Raw genomic sequence first — 25,500 nt, 5'->3', positions numbered from 1 at the left:
AAACCCGACTACAGCCACCGCATGGTGAAGGCCCGCGCCAGCAGCGCATCGGCGGGCGGGCATGCCAGGGCCCGCACGAGCGTGTTGCGTGCGCGGAGCCGCAACCCGGTGGCCGGGCGACCCATGGTCATGTTGAACGCTGCCTGCCGTGCGGCCATCACCGCGGCCCGACGCCGCCGCCGGCCGTACGCCGCGAGAACGGATGCCGCCTGCCGAGGCTCGGCAAGCCCGTGGTCGATGGCCGGCGCGAGCACTGCGGCATCCAGCCAGCCCAGGTTCATGCCCTGCCCACCGATGGGGCTGATCTGATGACCGGCGTCGCCCACCAGCGCGACCCGCCCGGCGGACAGACGAGCGGCCAGGTGCTGCTGCACGGCGAAGGCGCTGGCCGCGCTACGCGGATCACCGACGGCGGCTCCCGTGCGGTGTCGGATGATCTCGGCCAGGTCGCCGCTGGTGGCCTCGCCGGCGAGAAAATCGGTCATCGCCACCCAACGGCGGAGCCGGTCCGGCAGCGGGAACGATTCCACCACTCCCCCGCGTTCGAAGTAGAGCATGGCCGTGTCGCCTGCGGTCCCGGTGTCGACATAGTCACCCATGAGGTACGTCTCGGGACGGCCGAGGGCCGTCCAGCCGATGCGCATCACGTCTCGAACCCTGCTCTGTGCGCCGTCGGCCGCCACCACGAATCGTGCCGGCACGGTCTCGCCTGTGTCGCTCAGCACCTCCACGTGCTCGGGGTGTTCACGAATCCCGGTCACCGTCACGCCACCTCTCAGGCAACCGGGCCGCAGCTGCTCCAGGCGACTCCGCAGCAGAGACTCGGTGACGTGCTGCGGGAGCGTGACGATGAACGGATACCGGGCGGGCAGCTCCGCAAACGACAGGGTGCCCAGGTCGCGACCGTCACAGTGAACGCTGCCCTCCTGTACATGTGTGCCGCGTTGCACAATTTCTCGTCCCACGCCGATCTCGTCGAGCACGCCCAGCAGCGGCGGGTGGATGCCGATGGCGCGCGAGCGCATCGACGGTTCGGTGCGCTGCTCCAGAACCTGAACATCGAGTCCGCGCATCGCGAGCATACAGGCCAGCACCGTGCCCACCGGGCCGCCACCCACGATCACGACATCACGCACGCGAACGGCCCGGTTGTCGCCGTGCGGCGAACGTCGGCGTCTCGTGCCGGACGCCGCCTGGGGCGGGCGCCTCCCATTCGAGCAGAAGCCGGGAGGGGCGTCCCCGACGCACCCGCCAGCCGGGAGGCGAGGCCGCGGTCAACTCACCCGCGGTGAAGCTGCGCCGAATGGAGGTGAGCCCGTCCGCGCGGATGTAGGAGTGCCAAAAGAACGGCCGCGTTCCCACGGAGAAGCCCAGATACGCCAGGCCGCTGCGCTCGATATCGGCGTGCAGCACGCGCCGGGTGGCGAGTCTCTCCGAGTCGACGAGCAGGCCGCCCAGCTGGGCCGCGTCCAGATGGTGCAGCAGGTGATTGGACACGACGAAGTCGAACCGTGCGCCCTCCGCCACCAGTTCTGAGCTGTAGGCCCTCCGGAAGATGAGCCCATGCCTCTCCGGCTGAGTACGGCTGAAGGCGTGCGCCCGGGCATCCGGGTCGATGCCGGTTACGTCGAGGCGGAGCCCGTCCCGTGCCGCCCAGCCCGCAAGCGCCCGCGACACATCCCCGCCGCCGGAGCCGATGTCGAGCAGTGTCGTGAGCCGCGTGGTCGACAGGAACGGTCGGATGTCGCGGCGGTATATCGTGCCCCAGCCCGACACCACGGCATTGACGAGCCGAAAGTCTGCGTAGGTTTGGGTCAGCATTTCGGGGTCGCAGGGACCGTCCATGATCTCCACGGCGTCATCTGCTCGTTCACGCAGCGACGGCACGAACACTCTCACCCCACGCTGACGGTCATGAGCGCCGACTCGACCGTGAGCCCCGGCCCGAACGCCATGGCGCAGAGCCGTTCACCGTCTGCGCTCGTCGGTTCGTCGAGAATGGCCCTCATCACGAACAACACGGTGGCGCTGCTCATGTTCCCGTGCACCCGGAGCGTCTCGCGGGACGCGCGCAGCTGCGCCTCACTCAGGCCGAGTTTTGCCTGGGTCTTGTCCAGGATGCTGCGCCCTCCCGGGTGAATGGCCCAGTGCGCGATGGCGTCGCTCGGGGACGGTGCCACGAGGGTGGCCACGCCGCCGGCGGCGGGCTCCCACGCTTCGGACTCCGCCGCGCCGTCGGGCCTGATCGCCGCGGAGAGTGCGGTGAAACCGAGACCGTCGTCGGTGACCAGCGAGCCGAGAGCCGCGTCACGCGCGATGAGCGGCGCGAGCGCGCTTTCGATGTGCTCGTCGATGATGTGCGGCACGTAGGTGCTGAGCACCATTTCGAAGCCTTCGTCACCGATCTTCCATGCCATATCGCTCTCCCCCACCGGGGTGATCACCGTCTCGAACAGGTCGAGGTTGAGCGCCTTCTCTCCCGGCTGGGGCGCGCGAGCGCTCACGATTCCCGCGGCCGCGCCGTCGGAGAAGAGCGAGGAGGCCACGATCGTATCCGGGTCGTTGGATGTGCGCAGGTGCAGAGAACACAGCTCGGCGCTCACGACAAGCACGACCGCGTCGGGATCGGCCTCCACGAATTGCTTCGCCGTGCGCAGCGCCGGCATTGCGGCGTAGCAGCCCATGAATCCCAGGTGGTACCGCTGCGTGGCCGGACTCAGACCGAGTTCACGCACCAGCATGTAGTCGGGCCCCGGTGCGAAGAATCCGGTGCAGGAGACCGTGACGACGTGGGTGATATCGGCGGCTTCCACCCCGGGACAGGCCTGAAGAGCCTTTCGTCCCGCTTCCACGAACAGTTTGGTGGCCTCAACGATATAGAGCTCGTTGCGCACCCGCGTGCCCGGAATGAGCAGTCGTTGCTCCTCCGGATCGAAAAACTGTGGGCTGGGACCGTCGGCGTCGAGGGTGAGCTCCTCAATGACCGTATGGCGGGTGTCGATTCCCGAGACGTTGAACGACGTGGTGACGAGACGTTGCCCGAGCCGGCTGAGCCCGGGTTGTGCCGCGAACACGTCGCGAACCTGCTGTTGATACAGCACGGTGGGCGGAACTGCAGTCTGTAGCGATCTCAGCGTGACGGCCATACGACAGTGTTGCACGCAGACCCGATTTTCGCCCCACGTTTTTTGCGACGCGTGTCCCGGGTTCAGGGCAGGCGGGAGAACATCCGAATTCCGGTCAGCGCCAGCGTGAGGCCCGCCGTCACAATCGCGGTGACGCCGCCGAGGTAGGCCACGAACAGGTCGGCGGACTCCCCGAACTCAAACAGGAACGTCGCGGCGAGCGCGAGTCCCGCCAGGGTGGCGAATGGCACGAGCAACACGCGCAGCAGGCGCGTGAACGTGGCCGCCCGCGGCAGGGCCAGGCGGGTACGCTGCGTGTTGGCCGGGGCATCCGTCCCTGCTCCGTTTCGGGGCCACGCGAGCACCACCCCGCCCACGCAGCCCCAGAATGCCACCACAAGCAGCGACGCGATGACATCGCTGGGCCGATGCCACTGGTTGGCGAGAGTTGCGACGCCGGCGAGCACCGCGAAGGCGGTACCGGCAACGGCCAGGATGGGCCGCAGCCGTGGTCCCGCCACGAGGAAGACCACCAGTGCGGATGCGGCGGCCACGGTGGTGTGTCCGGACGGGAACGAGTTGCCCGCGTAGCCGGGCACGCCGAGGTACGGTCGGTCGAGGACACCGTACTTGAGCAGTTGAGCCGACAGCACGGCAACGGCCGCCACGACGAGCGCAACGACGAGGGTGCGCCAGTTGCGGCGCAGCACCGCTATCACGCCCGTGACCAGCAGCGCGAGGACCACCGCCACCGAGGGCACGGAGTCGAGCACACCGCGGGTGAACGGCGTCACGCTGCGCCGACCGAATTGTGCGCCGTCGTATGCGAGCTGATCGGCGCTCTGCCCGGCGTGCGAGGTGACGAAGAAGAGGTAGAGGCCGATAAACGCCACTATGACGAGCGCCGCTCCACCCAGATATCGAGCCGACTCGGAGGGAAGGGGGGTGCGCACGATCCAGCATGCCACAATCACCGCCCCGGATACATCACCGAGCCGTTGCAATAGATGTCAACCGCTTGACTTCGGTCGTGTCCGGCGTAATTTTTGAAGTATGTTCAAGATTCATTGGCGCAACAGGACGCCAGAGCAGCCACGGTCGGCCCGCCGGCCCGTGGCCAGCGACGGCCGCTTCACCGAGTTGGAGGGCGACTTCGAGTCTGAACGTCGCCGCGCGGAGTCGAGCGAGGTGAATCATCCGGACCCGTATGAGCACGACGAGAACCCTCACCTGCCGGGAGGCTGGTCGGCCGTGACCCACCCCTAGCCGCCCGCCCACGCGAACCGATACCAAAAAGTTGCGTGGCGTACACCCAACATTCAACTGTGTCTGGTCGAATGGAGTTAGTACCGTGAGTGCGCGCGTGCAGAGTGCGTACCTCAGAACGAATGGAAGCTTCGTGAACATTCGAACGGCCGAATACCCTCGGCCGGACCATTTCCTGTTACATCTGAGTGATACCCACCTGTTGGCGGGGGGTGGTCGCCTGTATGGAAGTGTCGATGTCGAAGCGCATCTCGCCGAGCTGTTCCGCGAGGTCGAAGCCTCCGGTGCCCGTCCGGAGGCCATCGTTTTCACGGGAGATCTCGCCGACAAGGGCGAGCCCGGTGCCTACGCCCGCCTCCGTGAGATCGTCGAACCGGTTGCCGAGCGCATGGGCGCTCGTGTCATCTGGGTGATGGGAAACCACGACGACCGCGCTGCCTTCCGAGAAGGACTCTTTGACACGTCACCGAGCGGCAGCGAGTTCGAGGGTCCCATCGACCGGGTCTACGAGCTCAATGGGCTGCGGCTGATCACCCTCGACACGACCGTCCCCGGCCACCATTACGGCGAGATTTCACCTGAGCAGCTGGATTGGCTGGCCCACGAGCTGAGCGTCCCCGCGCCGGACGGCACGATCCTGGCGATGCATCATCCGCCGGTGCCGAGCGTGCTCGACCTCGCGGTGGCCGTTGAGCTGCGTGACCAGCCGCCGCTGGCCCAGGTGCTGCGCGGCACCGACGTGCGCAGCATCATCGCCGGTCACCTGCACTACTCGTCGACGGCTACATTCGCGGGAATCCCCGTTTCCGTGGCGTCCGCGACCTGCTACACGCAGGATCTGAATGTTCCCGTGGGCGGCACCCTCGGTCGAGACGGTGCCCGGGCCTTCAATCTGGTGCATGTCTTCCCGGACACCGTTCTTCACTCGGTGGTCCCCCTCGGCACCTTCCCCACCCTCGAACACGTCGACGCGGCCGAGACCGCCCGGCGGTTGGAGGCCTCCGAGATCGTGATCAGCCCGTCGGGAACTTTGCCTGCATGGCGCGAGCCGCCAATGACCACGCCGATCCCGGTTCTGAGCTCGTAAACGACGTCGAACGTTCCCACGGAGCCACGATCGGAAAGTACCGGTCCAGGAACAGCGTCACGGCGGCGCGGCGCACGTCCGGGGTGATCTCGGGGTTACTGCCGTCGTTGAGGCAGAACATGTCCTGGTCGCGGCGTTTGCGCAAGCGGTTCATCTGGCGCAGGGCCACGCGCAGGGTCGTCTCGACATAGAGCGACCGCGCCTGCGTCTGTTCCACGGCACGACCGGTCATGAGCGCATAGTAGTGGTACAACGAGTTGGTCACCGAGATGTCCGTGGCCGAGCGGAAGCGGCTCGCCGCCGTGCGGGCGAAGTCTTCCGGAAACTCCTTCTCCAGCTCAAGCAGCACGCTCTTGCGCAGCGGCGCCGGAGTGTGCTCCAGGTGACGAGTAGTGACCTTGCCGAAGCGCTTGTGCAGCAGCGCACGGTTGACCCGGGCCGCATTCTCGAATCCGCTGCGGGTCGGGTCGTTTTCTCCGAGCCCGATGCGTGTTGACGCCTCCACGAACTTGGTGATTCCGCCCGGGGAGAAGAACATCTCCGGCCCCACCGGCCGACCGAAGAACATGTCGTCGTTGGAGTACAGGAAATGTTCGGCCAGACCGGGGATGTGGTGCAGCTGGCTCTCGACCGCATGTGAATTGTGGATGGGCAGCACGCTCGTGTCAACGAAGAAGTCTTCGCTTCGCATGATCGTGACCCGGGGGTGATCGGCCAGCCACACGGGTGCCGGCGAGTCCGTGGCAATGAAGATGCGCCGGACCCAGGGTGCGAACATGTAGACGCTGCGCAGCGCATACTTGAGCTCGTCGATCTGGCGGAACCGGGCGTCGGAGTCGTCGCCCTCTCCCACCACGTACGACTGCATGCGCTTGGCACGCTCGCGCTGGAATTCGTCGGAGGACCCGTCAACCCACGAGAAAACGAGGTCGATGTCGAAACTGACGTCGCTCGCCAGGTCATCGAACATGTTCTGCAGCGTCAGCCAGGTGCGTCCGTAGAGCTCGATGGTGGTCTCACGTGCCTCCGAGCGCAACAGCCGCTGACGCATGAGCGCGTTTTCAACCGGCGCAAGGATCTCCTCCTCGCCGAACCGCCACAGCTCCAGCTGAAAGGCCGTCTCCGCGCCATAGCGCAAGCGACCGATCGGCTCAATCCGGGGACGGTACACCCGAAACACGGTGGACTTGCGCATCGTCGACAGCACGCCGTCGGCGAGCAGCAGCGGCATCGTCTGGTTTCCGTTCAGGGGCTTCGCGTAGAACGGTTCGTTGGCGAAGGCGGCAGCCAACACGCCGGTGATTTCCTTGCGGCGCTTGCGGTCCACCGCAATCACCGGACGATCGTGGTCCCCGCGCACCAGCAGAAAATCGATGCCGGCGGTCTTCAGTGCGTCATGTACGGCGACGAGGTCCTTCACCATGGACTCGTGCGGGGTGAAGTGACCGTTGATCAGGGCAATTTCACCCTTGCGCACGACCAGGTCGTCACGGTCGAACCGGCGGGTGCGGGCATCCGGGGTCACCAGCACGAGTTCCGGTTCGGTGCTGAGTACCGGGGCCGGGATGAGACCGGAGTCCGTATTTGTGAAGTCTTTGTTCGGAACGTCAGCGTGCTGTGCGTCCGGAAAGTCGATTGTCGCCATGTTCCTCCTCGAAAAGTGGACGGCTTCGCCCGAGGCGACCACGTACTGGCCTCAGGGAGTGCGTCCGATATAGCGGCCCGCTCAGCGGCCCGGTGAGAGATCGAGTACGAAGCGGCGGGTCAAAACGCGGTGGCGCTGCCTCAATTCTACGCTGTGCGGGTGGGCAGCGCCTGTGCCACCCGTCTCCGGACGCCGCCCCTCAGGCGGCGTTGATGCCAACGAGTCCGATGATGAGCGCCATCACCATGAGAGTGACGAGTTCGTGGGCCAGGTTGAGCACGGTCAGTCCGGCCGGGCGACGGTCGAAGGCGTCGTGGGTCACCATGCGAGACGCGGTCAAGCCGGCCCAGAGAATCAGGGTGCTCAGGAGCGTGTTGGCGAGGAAATTTCCCCCATAGAAGTGCTGCGCGATGGCAGCCGCGCCGGCGAGCACGGATGCGGTGATGAAGCTCACAATCAGGGTGATGATGATGGGCGCGACGGCGCCCTTCTTCATGCTCTCGTCGTCGTGGCCGACGGCCTTCATCCAATATGCGCCGAAGACCCGCCGGGAATACCAGAGCGACCCGACCACCATGCTGGACAGGGTGGCGAGGAGAACGGCCCAAATGTTGATTTCGGGAACCATGTGGCGAGTCCTTTCCGGAACGTCCCCTGATGGTACTCGTGGCAAGGAGTCAGCCGGTCGCCGCCCCGCCGAGCGCCGCCGCGTCGGTGACCGGAAGCAGGCACACGAAATCGAGGCACAGGTATGCCCTCGGCTGCGTTCCCAGGGCCGTCCGCTCGGCGAAAAGTTCAAACCCGGCGGCGGCGAAAGCCTCCGCCTGCTGCTCGGTGACGGCGGCGACGAGTGCGGCCGGGTGCCGCCGTGCCGCGTCGACCAGCTCCGTCGCTCCCATAGGTGCGTTCTCCGTGGGAGAGACGACGACGAGCTGTTCGGTCGCCTCGGTGAGGGTATTGAACAGGCACAGCGTGGCACCGAAGGCGAGCGGCCGGTCCGGCGCGAGCGTCGCCACGTGGCTCATGGCCGCTTCGGCACTCGCCCGGTACCGCGGTTCGGCGGTCAGCAGATACAACAGGTTGGCCGCTCCGGACGTGGCGGTGAGTCCGGACGGGTAGGCGCCCTCTGACGGGTCCAGAGCGATCGCGAGCCCCTGGGCGGCGAGCACGGGGTCGGCACCGTTGGGCGCACGAAAGACCTCACCGTTGTCACTATCACCATGTGCATCACCGTTGTGCGCATCCACGTTCGAGTCCCGGGGTACCCGGAGCGTGCTGTCCAGCAGGCTGCGCGCGGTCACGGCGTAGCTGACGTCTCCGGTTGACAGCGCAAGCTCGAGCAGGCCTCGGGAATACATTCCGTAATCCTCCAGAGTGGCCTCCGCCGTCGAGCTGCGGTCACCGATCGACGCCCGCACCAGGGTCCCATCGGCTCGCAGGTGACGCTCCTGCAGGTAACCCGCGGCGCGCCGGGCGGCGTCGACCAGCTCCGTCCCGCCCTCGCCGAAGGCGAAGCCGGCCCGCGCGAGCGCACCGATCGCGAGGCCGTTCCAACCGGTGAGCACCTTCTCGTCGAGGGCGGGCGGGGTCTCACCCCGGCGCTCGTCCACGTCGAGGGCGTAGTACCCGCCCTCGACCCGCCGACCGGCGACGGTGCTCTCGGAATCCTGGGCGCTCGCGAAGCCGCCGCCGGGCAACTGCATAACCTGCACGAGAAAGCGGCCCACTCCTTCGGCCACGAGGCGCGCCCAGGGTTCTCCGGTCAGCTTCCAGGCCTGGGTGTAGTGATCCAACAGTTGGGCGTTGTCGTAGAGCATCCGTTCGTAGTGCGGTTCGCTCCAGTCCCGGTTCACGGCGTACCGGAAGAATCCGCCCTCGATCGGATCGCGCAGGGGGGAGGCGCCCATGCGTTTGAGGGTGCGCAGGGCGAGCTCCTGGCCGTCGACGCGGTCCAGGAGAAAGCCGAGCGCGGGCGCGACCGGAAATTTGGGGGCACCGCCGAACCCGCCGAACACCGGGTCTTCCATGGCACTGATCTCGGCGACGAGAGCCTCAAGCGCACCGGCATCGAGCAGGTCGCTCGGCCCGCGCAGCTGAACCGACGACTCAGCGAGGGCCTCCGCCACCCGCGACGCGCCCGCTTCGACCTCACGCCGACGCGTCGTCCAGGCATCCGTCACGGCTTCCAACACCTGCCGAAAGGAGGGATTGCCGACCATGGGCCGCGGAGGAAAGTACGTTCCGGCGTGAAAGGCCCTACCGTCGGGGGTGACGAACACGTTGAGCGGCCAACCGAGGCCCTGCACGAATGCGCTCGCGGCGGCGAGGTAGCTCGCGTCAACGTCGGGGTGCTCCTCACGGTCGACCTTGATGCTCACAAAATTGTCGTTGAGGTAACCCGCGAGTTCGGGGTCGCTGAAGCTCTCCCGCGCCATGACATGACACCAGTGACAGGTGGAGTAGCCGATGGATACGAGCACCGGCAGGTCGCGGAGGCGAGCCTCGGTGAAGGCCTCCGCGCCCCAGCCGTGCCAGTCCACCGGGTTCTCGGCATGGGAGCGCAAGTAGGGACTGATGGCGTCAACGAGTCGGTTCGGCATACTCCATTGTGCTCGCCAGGGCGGAATCGGGCTACGTTGTGCCGCGGACAGCCGTGCGTCGCTGCTGCACCCGCACCCACACGATGAACCCGATGATCGTGAATGCGCCGTAGAACAGGTAGAGAACAGCGGATGCGTAGTAGCCCGCGCTGATCAGCAGCGGCACTCCCACAATGTCGACGGCCACCCAGATCAGCCAGAACTCGGTCCAGCCCTTGGCCATCCCGTAGGTGGCAAGCAGCGAGCCGGTGAAGATCCACGCATCCGCCCAGACCGGTTCGAAGGAGCCCATCGCCCGAAAGATCGGCGTCAGCACGAGGGTTCCGGCGATGAGCCCCAGTCCCAGCAGAATGCGGGTGCGGTTGTCGGCCCAGTGCGGCACGACGGCCGTGTGCGTGGTGGAATTGCGGCTGCGTCGCCACTGCACCCAGCCGAAGACCGACACGACGATGAACATGATCTGACGCCCGGCCTGACCGAGCAGGTTCACCGGGTTCGGGGTGCCGAAGACAGCCCCGAGGAACACCGTGAAGAGCAGGACGTTGCCCACGATTCCCACCGGCCACGCCCAGACCTTGCGGCGCATGCCGCCGATCGCACTGGCAATGCCGAAGCCGTTGCCGACGACCTCTCGCCACAAAATGGTCTGGCTGCCGATGTGGAGCTGCGCGTCGAACAGCCACTCGATCAGATTCATTGTGCTCCCTGGGCCTGCGAAATGACATGCGCCCCTCGCTCCGCGCGCCCGAAAGCGGCTCGGGCGGCCGGTATCGCGGGCGCACGAGCCGGTTTCGGGCGCGCGAGATGCGCGCGCGTGCTAGTTGACGTCGTTCGGGTGTGACGACACGCGGCCCGCACGCTCCAGCGCGGAAATCATGGAGATCTCAGTGGGCGTGAGTTCAAAGTCGAACACGTCCAGATTCTCGATCATTCGTTCGCGTCGGTTCGACTTGGGGAACAAAATGTTGCCCGTTTGCAGGTGCCACCGAATCACGATCTGCGCCGGTGACTTGCCGTGCTCCTCGGCGGCGTCCACGACGACCTGGGCCTCGAAGAGCGGGTACTTGCCCTGGCCGAGCGGCCCCCAGGCCTCGATGTGCATGCCCGACTCGCGTGCGAACGTCGTCACCTCGCGCTGCTGGTGGGCGGGGTGCAGCTCGATCTGGTTGACGACGGGCACAATGTCGGTCTCGGAGAGCACGCGGTCCAGGTGCGGCACCAGAAAATTCGACACCCCGATGGAGCGGGAACGGTCGCTCTCCTGGATCTTCTCCAGAGCCTTCCAGCTCTCGATGAACTTGTCGTTGGCCGGTGCCGGCCAGTGGATCAGGTACAGGTCGACGTAGTCGAGGCCGAGCTTGTCCAGGCTCTCCTCGAAGGCGGTGAACGCCGACTCGGTGCCCTGGCGGTCATTCCACAACTTCGTGGTGATGAAGAGATCGTCCCGGTCGACTCCGGACTCGGCGATGGCCCGGCCCACGCCCTCCTCGTTGCCGTAAATCGCGGCCGTGTCGATGTGGCGGTAGCCCACATCGAGGGCGTCCCGAACGATTCGGGTCGTCTCGTCCGGGTCAACCTTGAACACGCCAAAACCGAGCTGCGGGATGGTGTGGCCGTCATTGAGGGTGAGGGTGGCTGCTGGCTTCGTCATGCCCACACCCTAGGGCCAAATGATGAACGCTGCCTGCCGATCCGTTAGCGCGCATCCGAATACGAGCCGCGTCGCGGGCGAGCAGGCAGGTCGCCCCCGTCGCGGCGACGCGCGGGTCGGGCAGGATCGCCACGAGCCCCCTCAGACCGATTGAGAAGATGTAGCCGAGCACGCGCGCCGGGCCCGGTGCCGGGAGGGTGCGCAGGTAGGGAGCCCACGGCTTCTCCCGGTCCTCCGCGATATTGAGGCCAAAGCCGAAGAGCGAGTTGCCCATCACCGCGAAGACGCTGAGCGAGATGACCGCCTGCGTGGCGAACAGGGGGTCGTCGGCGACGGTGCGTTGGGGCACGACGAAGAACAGCAACGACAGCGCGGGAAAGGCCAGGGTTCCGATCACGGCGATCGGGATGCGGATGGTTCGATCAGGTTGTACCGGGCGTGCACGACCCCGAGGCTCATGGTGCTCATCAGTCGTCGTCCCTTCGAGAGTCCGAGTCGTGCCGGTACGCATGTCGGCCCGTGGCGATTGTGCCCGGCGGGCCCGGGAACCGGTCGGCGTCCGCGACCACCCCGGCCGGCTCGGCGGGCATGCCGCTGGTGATATCGGCGGCCGACGCCGCGGTCGCGCGCGTGTCGGAGTCGGTGAGGGTGAGGAACGCCTCCTCAAGGGTCGCCCCGCGAACCGTCAGATCGCTGAACGGGATGCCGGAGCGCACGAGTTCGACGATCAGGGCGTCGGAGTCCTGCGCGTAGAAGGTCGTGGTTCCATCGAGCGTCGGCTCGTGCCGCACGACGCCGGGCAGTCCCGCGATGCGGTCGACCGCGGGTGAGCGCAGGCGCAGGCGGCGCAGGCCAACCCTGGCAAGGATCGCGGGCAGGGCGTCATCGGCGATGACGCACCCGTGACCCATCACGACGACCCGTTCGGCGAGAGCCTCGATCTCCTCGAGGTCGTGGCTCGTCACCACGACGGTCACCCCGCGCTCGTGCTGGCCACGCAAGGCGTCCCAGAGCGTGCGACGGGCGTCGACGTCGACGTCGACGTCGAGCCCGGTGGTCGGCTCATCGAGAAGCACGAGGCGCGGCTGCCCCACGAAGGCGAGCGCGACGCTCAGGCGCCGCTTCTGCCCGCCGGACAGGGCGCCGGTCTGGCGTTTGATCAGCTCGGTGAGTCCGAATTCCTCGGCCACGGCCGCCGTCGACAGGGGCGTCTCGAAGTGCTTCCCGACGAATTCGATCACCTCGCCGACGCGCAACGTCGGCGGGAGCGCCGTCTCCTGCGGCGTGCTGCCGAGCCCTTGCCGGTTGCGATAATTGCCTGGCGAGCCGCCGAACAGTTCGACGGTTCCGCTGCTGGGCCGTCGGAGCCCCTCGAGCAGCGAGATGAGGGTGGTCTTCCCGGCGCCGTTGGGGCCCAGCAGGCCGAGAATCGTGCCGGACGCGATGCTGAGGCTGACGTCATCCACGGCGACGAGGTCGCCGAAGCGGCGCGTGACATGGTCGAGCTGCGCGAGAGTCGTCATCCGTTGTCTCCCAAAGGTGCGAAGGGTTAGGAAATAGTCCTCGAAGGCGCGCAAGCCATGCGCAGCCAGGGCGACGTCGATGACCGATTACGGCCCGGACGCGCCTTCACGGACCCACTGTACTGCGCTGGCTCACCGACTGAAGGCTGGGGAACCCGTCCGTCGGGACAGACACGGGAAGGAGCCTCCGACCGCGGAGAAGTACGATAGGAGATCCATGGAAAATGTTCAGATCACCTTCCCGCCCGAACTGCCGGTCAGCCAGCGCCGCGACGATATCGCCCGCGCCATCCGTGACAACCAGGTGGTCATCGTGGCCGGCGCCACCGGCTCGGGTAAAACCACCCAGCTGCCCAAAATCTGCCTGGAGCTCGGGCGCCAGAATATCGGGCACACCCAGCCGCGTCGCCTCGCCGCGCGCACGATCGCCGAGCGCATCGCCGAAGAACTCGGCCAGGAGGTCGGCGGCATCATCGGCTACCAGGTGCGGTTCACCGACCACGTCGGTCCGGAGACCCGCGTCAAGCTCATGACGGACGGGATCCTGCTCAACGAGATCCACCGCGACCGCATGTTGCGCAAATACGACACGATCATCATCGACGAGGCGCACGAGCGCAGCCTCAACATCGATTTTCTGCTCGGTTACCTGCACCAACTGTTGCCCAAACGCCCCGACCTCAAGCTCATCATCACCTCGGCCACCATCGACCCGGCGAGTTTTGCGAAGCACTTCGCCGCCGCCGACGGTACCCCGGCGCCCGTCGTCGAGGTGTCCGGGCGCACGTTCCCGGTCGAGATCCGATACCGCCCGCTCGTCGCCGAGTCGGGCGTCGAAGACGACGACACGACGGATGCCGCCCCCACCGTCGACCGCGACTACATCGAGGGCATCACGACCGCCCTTGACGAGCTCGAACGAGAGTCGAGCGGCGATGTGCTCGTCTTCCTCAGCGGAGAGACCGAGATTCGCGACGCGGCGGATGCGCTGCAGGGCAAGTTCGCGTCGAGCGCATCGACCAATCCCACCGAGGTGCTGCCCCTGTACGGCCGGCTGTCTTCGGCCGATCAACACAAGGTCTTCCAGCCGTCGAAGGTGGCCGGGGTGCGGCGTCGCATTGTGCTCGCGACCAACGTGGCGGAAACCAGTCTGACGGTCCCAGGCATCCGCTATGTGATCGACGCGGGAACGGCACGCATCAGCCGTTATAGCGTGCGCTCGAAGGTGCAGCGGCTGCCCATCGAAGCGATCTCGCAGGCGTCGGGGAACCAGCGCTCCGGGCGAAGCGGGCGCACGAGCGACGGAATCGCCATTCGCCTGTACTCCGAAGAAGATTTTCTTCGACGGGACGAATACACCGAGCCGGAGATCCTGCGCACCAATCTGGCCGCGGTGATTTTGCAGATGATCTCCCTCGGCCTCGGCGACATCGCCTCGTTCCCGTTCCTCACCCCGCCGGACTCCCGCAATATCAAGGACGGCCTCGACCTGCTCGCCGAACTCGGCGCGGTCGAGGCCTCCGGGGCCGGCCGCACCAAGAGCTCACGCGGCCGCCGGAGCGATGCCACGGGCCAGCCGGCGTCCGGTGAGCCGGCGTCTGAGGCTCCGGCTGTCACACCGAAGCCGGATGCCGGGCCGCGCCTCACCCGCATCGGGCAGCAGCTCGCGCAGCTGCCGATCGACCCGCGATTCGGCCGCATGGTGATCGAGTCGAAGAAGCAGGGTACGAGCCGCGAGGTGATGGCCATCGTGGCCGGCCTCACGATTCAGGACCCGCGCGAGCGGCCACTCGAGCGGCGCGCCCAGGCCGACCAGCTGCACGCGCGCTTCGCCGACCCGACGAGCGATTTCCTCACCCTGCTCAACCTCTGGAACTACCTGGAGAAGCAGCAGGGCGAGCTCGGGTCGAGCGCCTTCCGTCGCCTGTGCAAGAACGAGTACCTGAACTACCTGCGGGTTCGCGAGTGGCAGGACGTGCTGCGCCAGCTGCGCCAACTCTCCAAGCCCCTCGGCCTGCACCTCGGTGAGCCGAGCACGAATCCCGACGGCGTGCATCGTTCGCTGCTGGCCGGTCTGCTCTCCCACATCGGGTTGAAAGACGTCGCCAAGAAGGACTATGTGGGTGCCCGGCAGCAGCGCTTCGTGCTGTTCCCCGGATCCACGCTCGCGAAAAAACAGCCGCAGGCCGTGATGAGTGCGGAGCTCGTGGAGACCAGCCGATTGTTCGCACGGATGAACGCGGTCGTCGACCCGGCCTGGGCCGAGCCGCTCGCCGGGGACCTGTGCAAGCGCAGTTACTCGGAGCCGCACTGGGAGATGAAGCAGGGCGCGGCCGTGGTCTATGAGCGCGTCACGCTGTACGGCGTGCCGATCGTGCCGCGCCGGCGCGTGCAGTTCTCCCGCATCGACCCCGCTTATGCCCGTGAGCTGTTCATCCGGCACGCGCTCGTCGAGGGCGAGTGGGACCGTGCCTCGAACGGCCCGGCGGCGGGCAACCCCGCCGATGCCGTGGCAGACCGCGGCGGCCGCGGGCCCGAACGCAACGAGCGCGTGGGCATCTCCCTCGACGGCCGCAGCGCCTCCGGTGGCCGCGGCTCCGGGTCGCCGGCGGGGGGCGGGGCGGCCCGCGGGGGCCGTCCGGGCCAGACCGGCGACCCCGGCATGTGGGCGTTTGAACGCGCCAACGCGCAACTGCGTGCGGAGCTCGCCGAGCTCGAGGAGCGCACCCGCCGCCGCGACATCCTCTTCGATGACGAGGCCGTGTTCGAGTTCTACCAGCGGCGCGTTCCCGCCGAGGTCTCGTCCACGAAGAGCTTCGAAGGCTGGTGGCGCAAGGCCCGACTGGAGACGCCGCAATTGCTGACCATGACCGCGGACGCGCTCGTGGCCGATGACTCCCCCGAAATCGACGAGGGCCTCTTCCCGCCGAGCTGGCAGCAGGGCGACCAGCGCCTCTCCCTCGGCTATCGCTTCGAGCCGGGCGCGGAGGATGACGGCGTGACCGTGCGTGTTCCCCTGGCGCTGCTCGCGCGGCTCTCGCCGAACGGCTTCGACTGGCAGGTGCCGGGTCTTCGGGCCGAGCTCGTGACGGCCCTGATCAAGTCGCTGCCCAAGAACATTCGTCGGAATGTGGTGCCCGCGGCGGACTGGGCGGCGCGGCTCCTTGCCGAGCTTCCGCCCGAACCGGGAATCGTACAGTCCCTGCCCACCGAGGTTCCCGACAAGACCTTCACCGCGACGCTCGCCGCGCTCATCCAGAAGCTGACCTACGTTCCCGTCACCGAACGTGACTTCGAACTCGACCGGATCCCCTCGCACCTGCGGGTGACGTTCGAGGTCACCGACGAGCGCGGGCGCACCGTCGCGGCCGACAAGGACCTCGGCGACCTGCAGCGCCGGCTGGGCACTCGGGTGCGTGACAGCGTCGCCAAGGCCACGAGCGCGGCGACACCGTCGAACGCCATCGAACGCAGGGGCCTCACCACCTGGGACTTCACCGAACTGCCCCGTTTCCTCGACACGAAGCAGGGCGACAACACGATTCGCGGCTACCCGACTCTGATCGATGACGGCGACTCGGTCTCCATCCGCATGATGAGCACCGAGATCGAGCAGGCGCGAGCCTTGCCCCGCGGCGTGCGGCGTCTGCTGCTGCTCGCGACACCGTCCCCGTCGGCCTACGTGCAGCAGCATCTCACCGCGGCCGAGAAGCTCAGCCTGGCGACGAGCCCGTACAAAAACACCCCGGCCCTGTTCGAGGATTGCCTCGCCGCCGCCATCGACGACGTGCTCTACCGGGTGCGCCCCGACGGCCAGGTTTTCATGAAGGCCGAATTCACCAGCATTCGCGATCGGGTGTCGGGCGTGGTGATGGATTCAATGTTTGAGACGGTCGGCCTCGTCGCCCGGGTCCTTGCCGCGAGCCGCACCGCCGACAAGGCGCTCAAGGCGGCCACGAGCATGGCACTGCTTCCGGGCATCAGCGACGCCCGCGGCCAACTTGCGGCGCTCGTCTACCCTGGTTTCGTGAGCCAGACCGGACTCGCGCAGCTGCGCCACCTCCCCCGGTATCTGGGCGGAATCAGCGCCCGCATTCCGAAGCTCGTCGACAACCCGGGCCGCGACCGGGTGTGGATGAATGAAGCCCAGGCTGCCACGACGCGCTTCGAGAACGCCGGCGGCAGCATGCCGCTGGCCCCGGATGCCGCGGCGAACCTGGTACGGGCCCGCTGGATGATCGAGGAGCTGCGCATCAGCCTGTTCGCGCAGGAGCTCAAGGCCGCGGAATCCGTCTCCCTGCAGCGCATCCACAAGGTGCTCGCGAGCTGACGCCGGCCTGCGACCCGCTGCCGGGGATCAGCGGGATCACTCGACGTACGCCCGGACGGTCCCGCTCGACGCCGCCGGTCTCGCCGGGATCCCGCTCAGCGGGGCTCTCGACGGGACCGGCGTGCGTGTGTCGGCGCCTGTCGGCTACAGCACCTTGGAAAGGAACGCCTGCGTGCGTGCGTGCTGCGGGTTGGTGAGCACCTCGCTGGGGACACCGGATTCCACCACGACACCGCCGTCCATGAACACCAGCGAGTCGGCGACCTCCTTCGCGAAGCCCATCTCGTGGGTGACCACGATCATGGTCATGCCGTCGCGGGCGAGGCTCTGCATCACGTCGAGAACCTCGCCGACAAGCTCCGGGTCGAGGGCGCTGGTCGGCTCATCAAAGAGCATGAGCTTGGGCTCCATCGCGAGCGCCCGAGCGATCGCCACCCGCTGCTGCTGCCCGCCGGAGAGATGCGCCGGGTAATAGTCGGCGCGGTTGGCCAAGCCCACCCGCGCCAACAGGGCGCGGGCGTTCGTTTCCACAGCGGCCTTGTTCAGGCCCTTGACCCGAATGGGCGCCTCCATCACGTTCTGCAGCGCGGTCATGTGCGGGAAGAGGTTGAAACGCTGAAACACCATGCCGATGTTGCGGCGCTGCAACGCGGCGGCCTTCGGATGCATCTCGTAGAGCTTCCCTCTGCTCTCGGTGTACCCGATGAGTTCACCGTCGACGCTGAGCCGTCCCGATGACACCACCTCGAGATGATTGATGCAGCGCAGGAACGTGGACTTGCCCGAACCACTCGGTCCGACCAGGCACATCACCTCGCCGCGCTTCACCTCCAGCGAAATGCTCTTGAGCACCTCGTTGGAACCGAAGCTTTTGGATACCGCCTCCGCAAGCACCATGGGAGCATCGTCGGTCGGTCGCTGTCCTGCCGTGGCGGTCATCGGCTGTCTCCGTCGTTGTCGGTGGACGGGCTCTCGGGCGTCTGCGGGAGCACCACGGTCGCCTGGCCGCTCCCTGCCCCCGGCACGATCCCGGTGATGGCGCCGGTGGCGTCATCGGCCTTGCGGTCGGGGCGTCGGTCGCCGATGCCGCGCGCGAAGCGCTTCTCCAGAAAGTACTGGCCGACCATGAGGATGGATGTGAAGAACAGGTACCAGATGGACGCCACGATAAGCAGCGGAACCGGGTTGAACGTGACCGCCGAGATGTCCCGAGATCGCGTGTAGAGCTCCAGCGTGAACGGAATGGCCGTGACGAGCGACGTGGTCTTCAGCATCGAAATGACTTCGTTGCCGGCGGGGGGAATGATGACGCGCATGGACTGCGGAATGACGATGCGGGTCATCGTCTGCGCCCAGCTCATGCCGAGGGCGGTTGCGGCTTCTTCCTGACCGGCGTCGACCGCCAGCAGCCCGGCGCGCACGATCTCCGCCATGTACGCCGCTTCATTCAGCGCCAGCCCGATCACCGCGAGCATGAAGGCGCTCACGGCCACCCGGGTGGGGTAGGACGCCCACGGTTCGGTGAACGGCAGGCCGATGTCGATCGTCTGGTAGATCGTTCCCACCAGGCCCCAAAACGTGAGCTGCACATAGACCGGGGTTCCCCGGAACACCCAGAGATACACCCAGGCGATGCTGTTGACGACGGGGTTCGGCGAGAGGCGCATGACCGCGAGGGTCACACCCAGGATGATGGCGATCACCATGCTGTACACGGTGAGCTGCAGGGTGACGAACGCGGCCTGGGAGATGCGCTGGTCGAACAGGAACTTGCCGACGGACGGCCAGTCGTAGGCAGGCCGCTGCGCCGCGTCGATCACGAAGAGAGCAACGAGGATCAGCAGGATCACGGCGAAAACATTTCGCCACGGGTGCCGGAGGCGGATTGCCTTGATTCCCGGGGTTGGGTCCGAACCGTTCGGCGGGGTCCGGCCCGCCGAACGGTTCACGACTGCTTCCGACATCAACTAGCCGTTGGCCGCGGCGTTGATCGTGATGGTGTCGAGGCCGCCGTCGGTGACGCCCCAGGCATCCAGGATCTCGGCGTACGTTCCGTCATCGACCATGGACTGCAGTGCGGCCTGCACGGCCTTGGTCAGCTCGGAGTCCTTGTTGACCACGATGCCGTACGGCGCCACGTCGAAGCTCTCGCCGGCGGCTTCGAGCTTCCCCTCGGTCTTGGAGATGGCGTAGAGGGCCACCGGGGAGTCCGCGCTGAGCGCATCCGCCTTGCCGAGGACGACGGCGTTGGTGGCCTCGTCCTGCGAGGTGTACGGCAAGACCTCGATGGCGGGCTTGCCGGCGGCGGCGCAGGCCGCGTTCTTGGCGGGCAGCTCGTCCGTGTCTTGCACCGTGTTCGACTGGACGGCGACGGTGAGACCGCAGGCATCGTTGGGGTCGACTGTGGTTCCGGCCTGGGCCGCCCAGAGGATTCCGGCGTTGAAGTAGTTGACGAAGTCGACCTGCTTCTCCCGCTCCAGGTTGTCGGTGAACGACGACTCACCGATGTCGACGGTGCCCCCGGTGATGCTGGGGATGATGTTGTCGAAGTCGGCGATCTGGTACTTGGGGGTCAGCCCCAGCTTGCCGGCGATGGCGTTGGCGAGCTCAATGCCCCAGCCGATGGGCTTGCCGGCATCGTCCTTGAATTCGTTGGGCGGGTAGGCCGCGTCCGTGCCGATCCGAAGAGTTCCCGAGCTCTTGATGTCGGCGGGAAGCAGCGCCACGGCGGCGGAATCGGGAGCGACGGTCGCAGTATCCGTTGAACCACCGGTGCTCGGCGTCGAATTGTCGACACAACCGCTGAGCAGGAGGGCGGCCGCGGCAGCGAAAGCCGGGAGTACGTATCTGGCACGCATAGGGAGTCCTTCGTTGTGATCTGGAGATGGGTTTCGTCATTGAAGCCGTTACACGATGCGACAGGGACGAGCCTATAACACCGCTGTACGGCGGTTTCGTGCGTCTGGAGCGGATTTGCACCCACTTCAGAGCGTCATGACGAATGTGTTGCGCAAAATTGAGCGTGGAGTGAAGCACGGACAGAACTGGCCGCCTCGCCGAGAAACGTGGCCTGCCCGGGCAAAGCACAATTCCATAGGCCTCATTTTGACACTCTTTGCCCCCAACTCCCCCGCTCCCCCTCCGGGAACGCGCATTCTCGACCGCAATCGTCGTCGCGAACCGGGAGCGCTCGGGCTACTTGGCGACCGCGGCGGACAGCACGTCGACGTAGTCCTGCAGCCCCCAGGTCAGCGAGAGGCCGGTGGGCGGGGACACCGAGGCAATGAACGCCGCGCCGACCGGGGATGCGACCGTGCCGTTCTGCACCTGCGGCATCACCTGCGCGTAGCCGGCGGCGAGGAACGCGTCGGACTCCTCCTGCGTCGGTTCAAAGTTGACGAGTACATCGCTGCTGAGCTCGTCGAGCTGTTCGTAACTCAGCGTGTAGTAGAAGGTGGCTTCGTCGGTCGCGAGCGTGTCGACGCTCGGCGCGCTGACGAAACCCAGGTCGAGCGTGAAGCCGACGCGAGGATCTTCCTTCTTATAGACGTAGAAGGCTCCGCCGCTGTCCGCCGTGAGCGCGATGCTCCTGCCCGCGAATTCCGGGTGCGCGGCGGCCTGGTCGGCGATATCCGTGTCGATCTCGGCCAGCAGCGTGGTCGCTTCCTCGTTCTTGCCGAGGGCGGTGCCGGTGATCGTGATGAGCTCACGCCAGTCGGTCGCCCAGGCCTCCCCCGGGTACGCGACGACGGGGGCGATCTGGCTGAGCAACTCGTACTGGTCCGAGGTGATTCCGGAATACGCGGCCAGAATCACGTCGGGAGCGGCGGCGGCGATCTCCTCGTACGGCGGTTCCTTCGATTCAGGCAGAACGATGGACACCTCGTCGCCGGATGCCGCCAGAGCTTCGGAGATCCAGGGCAGCACGCCGTTTTCGTCGCCGCCGTAGGACTGGAACGGGATGGCCACGGGGGTCACGCCGAGTGCGATCGCGTCATCGGCGCTCCCCCAGCCCCACGCGACAACGCGTTCGGGTCGCGCGTCGATGGTCGTTTCACCGAAGGCGTGCTCCATGGTGACGGGGAAGCTGCCGGAGGCCGGGGCAGCCGCTGTCACGTCGGCGTCGGACGTCGTGCAGCCGCTCAGGGTCAGGGCCAGGGCGGCCGCGGTGGCGGCAAGGGCGAGGGTGAGGCGTCGTGACACAGGTGTCTCCACTTTCATATGTGAGTCGTTTGTATAGGTAAGCCTAACCTAACATAGAGGATGGGCCGGCACGGTGAAAACGACCTTGCGGGATGACCATGGGTGAGCCGGTCACCGGGTCGGGGATGATCGTGGCGGCCAGCCCGAAGGCGTCGTCCACGATCTCGGCCGTCAGCGTCTCTGCGGGAGGCCCCGCGGCGCGGATGCTTCCGTGCTGGAGAATGACGAGCTGATCGGCGTAGCGGGCGGCGAGGTTGAGGTCGTGCAGCACCATGACCACGGTGGTGCCGCGGGTGCGGTTGAGTTCGAGGAGCAGGTCGAGCACATCGATTTGGTGCGCCACGTCGAGGAACGTCGTCGGCTCGTCGAGCAACAGAATGTCGGTGTTCTGGGCCAGTGCCATGGCGATCCACACCCGCTGCCGCTGGCCGCCGGAGAGGTCTTCGAGCCGCCGATGGCCGAGCTCGAGGGTGTTTGTGGCCGCCATCGCTTCGGCGACGATCTCATCATCAGTGCTCGTCCAGGTGCGAAACCAGCCCTGGTGCGGGTAGCGGCCCCGACCCACGAGGTCCGCGACCGTGATGCCGTCGGGGGCGACCGGTTGCTGCGGCAACAGTCCCACGACGGTCGCGACCTCCTTGCTCCGTCGTGCGGTGATGTCCCGCCCGTCGAGCGCGACCCGGCCGGCCTCCGGTCGAAGCAGGCGTGCCAATCCGCGCAGCAGGGTGGACTTGCCGGAGGCGTTCGCGCCGACGATGGCCGTGATCGCGCCGGGCGCGATGTCGAGGGTGAGGTCGTCGACGATGGTCGTCTTGTCGTAGCCGAGGGTGAGGGCCTCCGCCCGGAAATCGTGGGCGCCGGCCCGGTCGGCAGCGGGGCGGGGCATCAGGCTCCCTTTCCGGATCTATTGGAGGTGGCGAGCAGCCACAGCAGGTAGGGGGCACCGATCGCGCCCGTGATGATCCCGGCCGGCAGCTGCAGCCCGCCGGGGAGCAGATGCTGGGCGGTGAAGTCCGCGACCGTGGTGATGAGCGCACCGACGAACGCCGCCGGAACGAGCGCGAGGCCCCCGGTTCCGGAGATTCTGCGCGCAATCGGTGCCGCAACGAAGGCCACGAACGCGAGGGGGCCCACCGCGGCCGTGGCGATCGCGGCGAGAGCCACGGCCACGGCGAGCAGCAGCAGGCGCGACCGCTCGGTGGCCACGCCGAGGCTCGTGGCGGCGTCGTCGCCGAGTTGCAGCGCGCGCAGTCGCCCCGACATCCCCCACAACACGGGCAGCAGAACGGCGAGGAGGGCCGCGAGAACGACGATGTTGGTCCAGCGCGCGCCGCTGACGCTCCCGACGAGCCAGAGCAGGGCGCCCTGGGCGTCGTTCAGGTCCGCACGGGAGAGCAGGTAGCCGAGAAGCCCCTGAACCATGAATGCGACGCCGACGCCGATGAGAACGAAGCGGTAGCCCACGACACCGCCGCGCCAGGCGAGTGCGTAGATGAGGACGGCGACAACCACGGCACCGCCGAAGGCGGCGAGGGACGTCGCGAGGGCACCGAACCCGAGGATGAGCATGCCGAAGACGGCCGCCGCGCTCGCGCCGCCGGTGACCCCGATGATGTCGGGGCTGGCGAGCGGGTTGCGGAGCACACTCTGGAACACGGCACCGGAAAGCGCGAAGGCCACCCCCACGAGCAGCGCCAGCACGAGGCGCGGGAGCCTCAGCGTGAGAACGATGAAGTTCTCGCTGGCGGTTCCCTGTCCGAGCAGCGTGGCCAGGAGGTCGGGCACGCTCACCGAATAGGCGCCGACCGAGAGGCTCAACGCGGCGACCAGCAGCACGCCGACCGCGAGCCCCGTGACGACGCGGCGCTCGCGCCGGCGCTGGGCCTTTCGTCGGGCGGCCAGCGCGGATGCGGCCACCCGGGTCGGCGAGGCGCCGGGCACGGAGCCCCGCGGCGGGGAGGGGGGCCGCGCGGCGGATATGACGCCGGTCACAGTCCGGCCAGCTTCACGCGGCGAACGAGCGCGATGAGCACAGGGGCGCCGAGGAAGGCGACCACGAGACCCGCCTCAATTTCGCCGGGGCGACCGATGACGCGACCGAGAACATCTGCCGCAAGCAGGAGCGCGGGGCCGAGCAGCGCCGACAGCGCGAGGATGAGGCAATAGTCCGGCCCCGTGAACCAGCGGGCGATGTGCGGGACGGCGAGGCCCACGAACGCGATGGGACCGGCCATGGCCGTGGCCGAACCGCAGAGCAACACGATGGCGACGGCACACACGATTCGGGCCGTCACGAGCTTCTGGCCGAGGCCCCGGGCGAGGTCATCGCCCAGGGCCAGGGCGTTGAGCATTCGGCCGGCCGCCACGGCGAGCACTGCACCGACCGCGATGAACGGCACGAGCGGGAGCGTGGAGTCCAGCCCGCGGGCAACGAGCGAACCGGCCGCCCAGAAGCGGTACCGGTCGAAGGCTTGGTCGTCGCTCAGCAGGATGATGGTGATCAGCGAGGTGAGCGCTGCCGTGAGGGCGGTACCGGCGAGGGCGAGCTTGACGGGAGTGGCGCCTTCGCGGCCCAGGGACCCGATCACGTAGACGACGGTTGCGGCCACGGCGGCGCCGGCGAAGGCGAACCACACGTAGCCGAGCGCCGAGGTCACCCCGAACCAGGCGACGCCGACCACAACGAAGAGGGACGCCCCCGCGTTGACGCCGAGGAGCCCGGGATCGGCGAGGGGGTTGCGGGTGACTCCCTGCATCAGGGCGCCGGCGAGGCCGAGCGCGAGACCGGCGAGCAGGCCCACGACCGTGCGGGGCAGTCGAAGATCCAGCACCACGACATGGTCGGTGCGGGTGTGATCGGGGCGCAGCAGGGCATCGATCACCGTGCCCGGTTCAATGTCGCGGGTACCGACCACGAACGAGGCGGTGACCACGAGCACGAGGATAACCGCCGAGACGACGAATCCCCCCAGGATGCGCGGCGACGCCGCCCTGCCGCCAGGCGTGGCGGCAGGCGCGCCGGGTACCGGCGCCGCGAGGGACCCGGTCATTGGGCTTCGGCGCGACCGTGCCGCCAGTACCCCATGAAGGCGACGCGCTTGCGGTCGATGCCGGTTTCGCTGACCAGGAAGCGACGCAGCTGCTTGATGACGCTCGCTTCGCCCGCGAGCCAGGCGTAGAAGTTGCTGTCGGGCGCCGCGCGCGGCGATTCCCACAACAACTCGCGGTCAACGTCGATGTCGTCGAGGTCCTGCGCGTCCGGAAGCACCGCAATGCGGTCGCGATTCCGGGCGACCCAGGCGCGCACGGCCGCGTCGAGGAGCGTGCCGCGCGGTTCCGTGCCGCGAGAAAGCCAGGTGATCTCGCAGCCCGGAGGCAGGGTCGCCGTCGCGGCGGCCCTGGCATCGGGCGTGCCGGGCACCTCGAGAAAGGCGTGCGCTCGGCTGGCTTCGGGCAGGCTTTCGAGAATGGCGCAGATGGCGGGCGCGGCCGTCTCGTCGCCGGCGAGGAGCAGAACCGTGGCGCAACCCGGATGCCAGTCGAGGCCGGTTGCCGCGTGCGCGCTGCGGGCATCCGGTCCGACGATGACGAGTTTGTCGCCGAGCACGACGCTCCGGAGCCACCGCGCGGCGGGTCCGGCGTGGCCAATGGAATCGTCGTGGGCGACGAAATCGACGTCGATCTCGCGAGCATCGGGCCGCACCGCTCGAATCGTGTAGGTACGGAACGGGTTGCGCGCCTCGTCGGGCAGGGCGCGCCAGCGTGCGTGCCAGGTTCCGCCGTCGATGGTGGCGGGGTCCGCGGCGCCGATGTCGCTGACGCCGATCCCGGGCAGCGGAAAAACGATCTTGACGCGCTGGTCGAGGCCCGCGGTGCCGAAATTGTCGAAATCGGCTCCCGCGAACGTCACCCGCACGGAGTGCTCGCCGAGGCCGCGCAGTCCGGCCACGTGCGCAACGTACGGTCGGTAGGCGGGCCGGTCGGCGGCCATCCGTTCGGTCGCCGCGTGAGGCGCCGCACTCTCAACTAAGGTAAGCATTACCTAAGTATGACATGCCTTATGTGATAAA

At 67.4% G+C, this 25,500-nt stretch carries 22 protein-coding genes; 3 read left to right on the top strand and 19 right to left on the bottom strand.

Annotation, left to right across the window (positions count from 1 at the left end):
* Positions 1-8: 8 nt before the first annotated feature.
* From AC1MB9_RS02480 to AC1MB9_RS02465, 4 genes are all read right to left on the bottom strand, one after another.
* Positions 9-1,136, bottom strand: a complete 1,128-nt coding sequence (locus AC1MB9_RS02480) for an FAD-dependent oxidoreductase (protein WP_479963465.1) — start codon at positions 1,134-1,136, stop codon at positions 9-11.
* Positions 1,129-1,893 carry a class I SAM-dependent methyltransferase gene (locus tag AC1MB9_RS02475; protein WP_479963464.1) on the bottom strand — a complete coding sequence of 255 codons (765 nt, stop codon included), beginning with the start codon at positions 1,891-1,893 and terminating at the stop codon, positions 1,129-1,131. Before AC1MB9_RS02475 ends, AC1MB9_RS02480 begins: the two co-directional genes overlap by 8 nt.
* 2 nt (positions 1,894-1,895) lie before the next feature.
* Entirely contained in the window at positions 1,896-3,146 is a 1,251-nt protein-coding gene (locus tag AC1MB9_RS02470) for a type III polyketide synthase (RefSeq protein WP_479963463.1), read from the bottom strand.
* Between the two features lie 62 nt (positions 3,147-3,208).
* On the bottom strand, positions 3,209-4,078 hold the full coding sequence (locus AC1MB9_RS02465) for a phosphatase PAP2 family protein (protein WP_479963462.1): 870 nt from the start codon (positions 4,076-4,078) through the stop codon (positions 3,209-3,211).
* 100 nt (positions 4,079-4,178) lie between these two features.
* Between AC1MB9_RS02465 and AC1MB9_RS02460 the strand changes: the two genes are divergently transcribed.
* Positions 4,179-4,391: a hypothetical protein gene (locus AC1MB9_RS02460; RefSeq protein ID WP_479963461.1), complete on the top strand. Its 213-nt coding sequence runs from the start codon at positions 4,179-4,181 to the stop codon at positions 4,389-4,391.
* 133 nt (positions 4,392-4,524) lie between these two features.
* Entirely contained in the window at positions 4,525-5,478 is a 954-nt protein-coding gene (locus tag AC1MB9_RS02455) for a phosphodiesterase (protein WP_479963460.1), read from the top strand.
* Here the strand turns inward: AC1MB9_RS02455 and AC1MB9_RS02450 are convergent.
* The 7 genes from AC1MB9_RS02450 to AC1MB9_RS02420 all read right to left on the bottom strand — a co-directional run bounded on the left by AC1MB9_RS02450 (position 5,405) and on the right by AC1MB9_RS02420 (position 12,897).
* Positions 5,405-7,123 carry a stealth family protein gene (locus AC1MB9_RS02450; RefSeq protein ID WP_479963459.1) on the bottom strand — a complete coding sequence of 573 codons (1,719 nt, stop codon included), beginning with the start codon at positions 7,121-7,123 and terminating at the stop codon, positions 5,405-5,407. The two genes, AC1MB9_RS02455 and AC1MB9_RS02450, sit on opposite strands and share 74 nt — an antisense overlap.
* 199 nt (positions 7,124-7,322) lie before the next feature.
* Positions 7,323-7,751 carry a DUF1761 domain-containing protein gene (locus AC1MB9_RS02445; RefSeq protein WP_479963458.1) on the bottom strand — a complete coding sequence of 143 codons (429 nt, stop codon included), beginning with the start codon at positions 7,749-7,751 and terminating at the stop codon, positions 7,323-7,325.
* A 49-nt stretch (positions 7,752-7,800) separates the two neighbouring features.
* Positions 7,801-9,723 carry a thioredoxin domain-containing protein gene (locus AC1MB9_RS02440; protein ID WP_479963457.1) on the bottom strand — a complete coding sequence of 641 codons (1,923 nt, stop codon included), beginning with the start codon at positions 9,721-9,723 and terminating at the stop codon, positions 7,801-7,803.
* Positions 9,724-9,754: 31 nt separating this feature from the next.
* On the bottom strand, positions 9,755-10,420 hold the full coding sequence (gene pnuC / locus AC1MB9_RS02435; protein WP_479963456.1) for a nicotinamide riboside transporter PnuC: 666 nt from the start codon (positions 10,418-10,420) through the stop codon (positions 9,755-9,757).
* A gap of 120 nt (positions 10,421-10,540) precedes the next feature.
* The gene (locus tag AC1MB9_RS02430; RefSeq protein WP_479963455.1) at positions 10,541-11,374 is read right to left on the bottom strand and encodes an aldo/keto reductase; all 834 of its coding nucleotides are present in this window, start codon (positions 11,372-11,374) and stop codon (positions 10,541-10,543) included.
* A complete protein-coding gene (locus tag AC1MB9_RS02425) occupies positions 11,340-11,771 on the bottom strand; it encodes a hypothetical protein (protein WP_479963454.1) in 432 nt (143 codons plus the stop codon). The genes AC1MB9_RS02430 and AC1MB9_RS02425 overlap by 35 nt, the downstream gene beginning before the upstream one ends.
* A 70-nt stretch (positions 11,772-11,841) precedes the next feature.
* On the bottom strand, positions 11,842-12,897 hold the full coding sequence (locus tag AC1MB9_RS02420) for an ABC transporter ATP-binding protein (protein ID WP_479963453.1): 1,056 nt from the start codon (positions 12,895-12,897) through the stop codon (positions 11,842-11,844).
* Positions 12,898-13,114: 217 nt separating this feature from the next.
* On the opposite strand from AC1MB9_RS02420, the gene AC1MB9_RS02415 reads away from it, so the two are divergent.
* Positions 13,115-17,227 carry a DUF3418 domain-containing protein gene (locus AC1MB9_RS02415; protein WP_479963452.1) on the top strand — a complete coding sequence of 1,371 codons (4,113 nt, stop codon included), beginning with the start codon at positions 13,115-13,117 and terminating at the stop codon, positions 17,225-17,227.
* A 144-nt stretch (positions 17,228-17,371) separates the two neighbouring features.
* Here AC1MB9_RS02415 and AC1MB9_RS02410 read toward each other — a convergent pair whose 3' ends face one another.
* The 8 genes from AC1MB9_RS02410 to AC1MB9_RS02375 all read right to left on the bottom strand — a co-directional run bounded on the left by AC1MB9_RS02410 (position 17,372) and on the right by AC1MB9_RS02375 (position 25,469).
* Complete coding sequence (locus AC1MB9_RS02410) at positions 17,372-18,166, bottom strand: amino acid ABC transporter ATP-binding protein (RefSeq protein ID WP_479963451.1); 795 nt, start codon at positions 18,164-18,166, stop codon at positions 17,372-17,374.
* Positions 18,163-19,077 carry an amino acid ABC transporter permease gene (locus AC1MB9_RS02405; protein ID WP_479963450.1) on the bottom strand — a complete coding sequence of 305 codons (915 nt, stop codon included), beginning with the start codon at positions 19,075-19,077 and terminating at the stop codon, positions 18,163-18,165. The genes AC1MB9_RS02410 and AC1MB9_RS02405 overlap by 4 nt, the downstream gene beginning before the upstream one ends.
* 117 nt (positions 19,078-19,194) lie before the next feature.
* On the bottom strand, positions 19,195-20,085 hold the full coding sequence (locus AC1MB9_RS02400) for an ABC transporter substrate-binding protein (RefSeq protein ID WP_479963449.1): 891 nt from the start codon (positions 20,083-20,085) through the stop codon (positions 19,195-19,197).
* Positions 20,086-20,422: 337 nt separating this feature from the next.
* A complete protein-coding gene (locus tag AC1MB9_RS02395) occupies positions 20,423-21,430 on the bottom strand; it encodes an iron-siderophore ABC transporter substrate-binding protein (RefSeq protein WP_479963448.1) in 1,008 nt (335 codons plus the stop codon).
* A 43-nt stretch (positions 21,431-21,473) separates the two neighbouring features.
* Positions 21,474-22,316 carry an ABC transporter ATP-binding protein gene (locus AC1MB9_RS02390; protein WP_479963447.1) on the bottom strand — a complete coding sequence of 281 codons (843 nt, stop codon included), beginning with the start codon at positions 22,314-22,316 and terminating at the stop codon, positions 21,474-21,476.
* A complete protein-coding gene (locus AC1MB9_RS02385; protein WP_479963446.1) occupies positions 22,316-23,422 on the bottom strand; it encodes a FecCD family ABC transporter permease in 1,107 nt (368 codons plus the stop codon). The genes AC1MB9_RS02390 and AC1MB9_RS02385 overlap by 1 nt, the downstream gene beginning before the upstream one ends.
* Positions 23,419-24,480 (bottom strand): FecCD family ABC transporter permease, encoded by a 1,062-nt coding sequence (locus AC1MB9_RS02380; protein ID WP_479963445.1) that lies wholly within the window; start codon positions 24,478-24,480, stop codon positions 23,419-23,421. Before AC1MB9_RS02380 ends, AC1MB9_RS02385 begins: the two co-directional genes overlap by 4 nt.
* On the bottom strand, positions 24,477-25,469 hold the full coding sequence (locus AC1MB9_RS02375; protein ID WP_479963444.1) for a siderophore-interacting protein: 993 nt from the start codon (positions 25,467-25,469) through the stop codon (positions 24,477-24,479). The genes AC1MB9_RS02380 and AC1MB9_RS02375 overlap by 4 nt, the downstream gene beginning before the upstream one ends.
* Positions 25,470-25,500: the final 31 nt, after the last annotated feature.

It is taken from the genome of Cryobacterium sp. AP27, from assembly GCF_056680495.1.
This window is presented reverse-complemented; position numbering and strand designations above follow the sequence as displayed.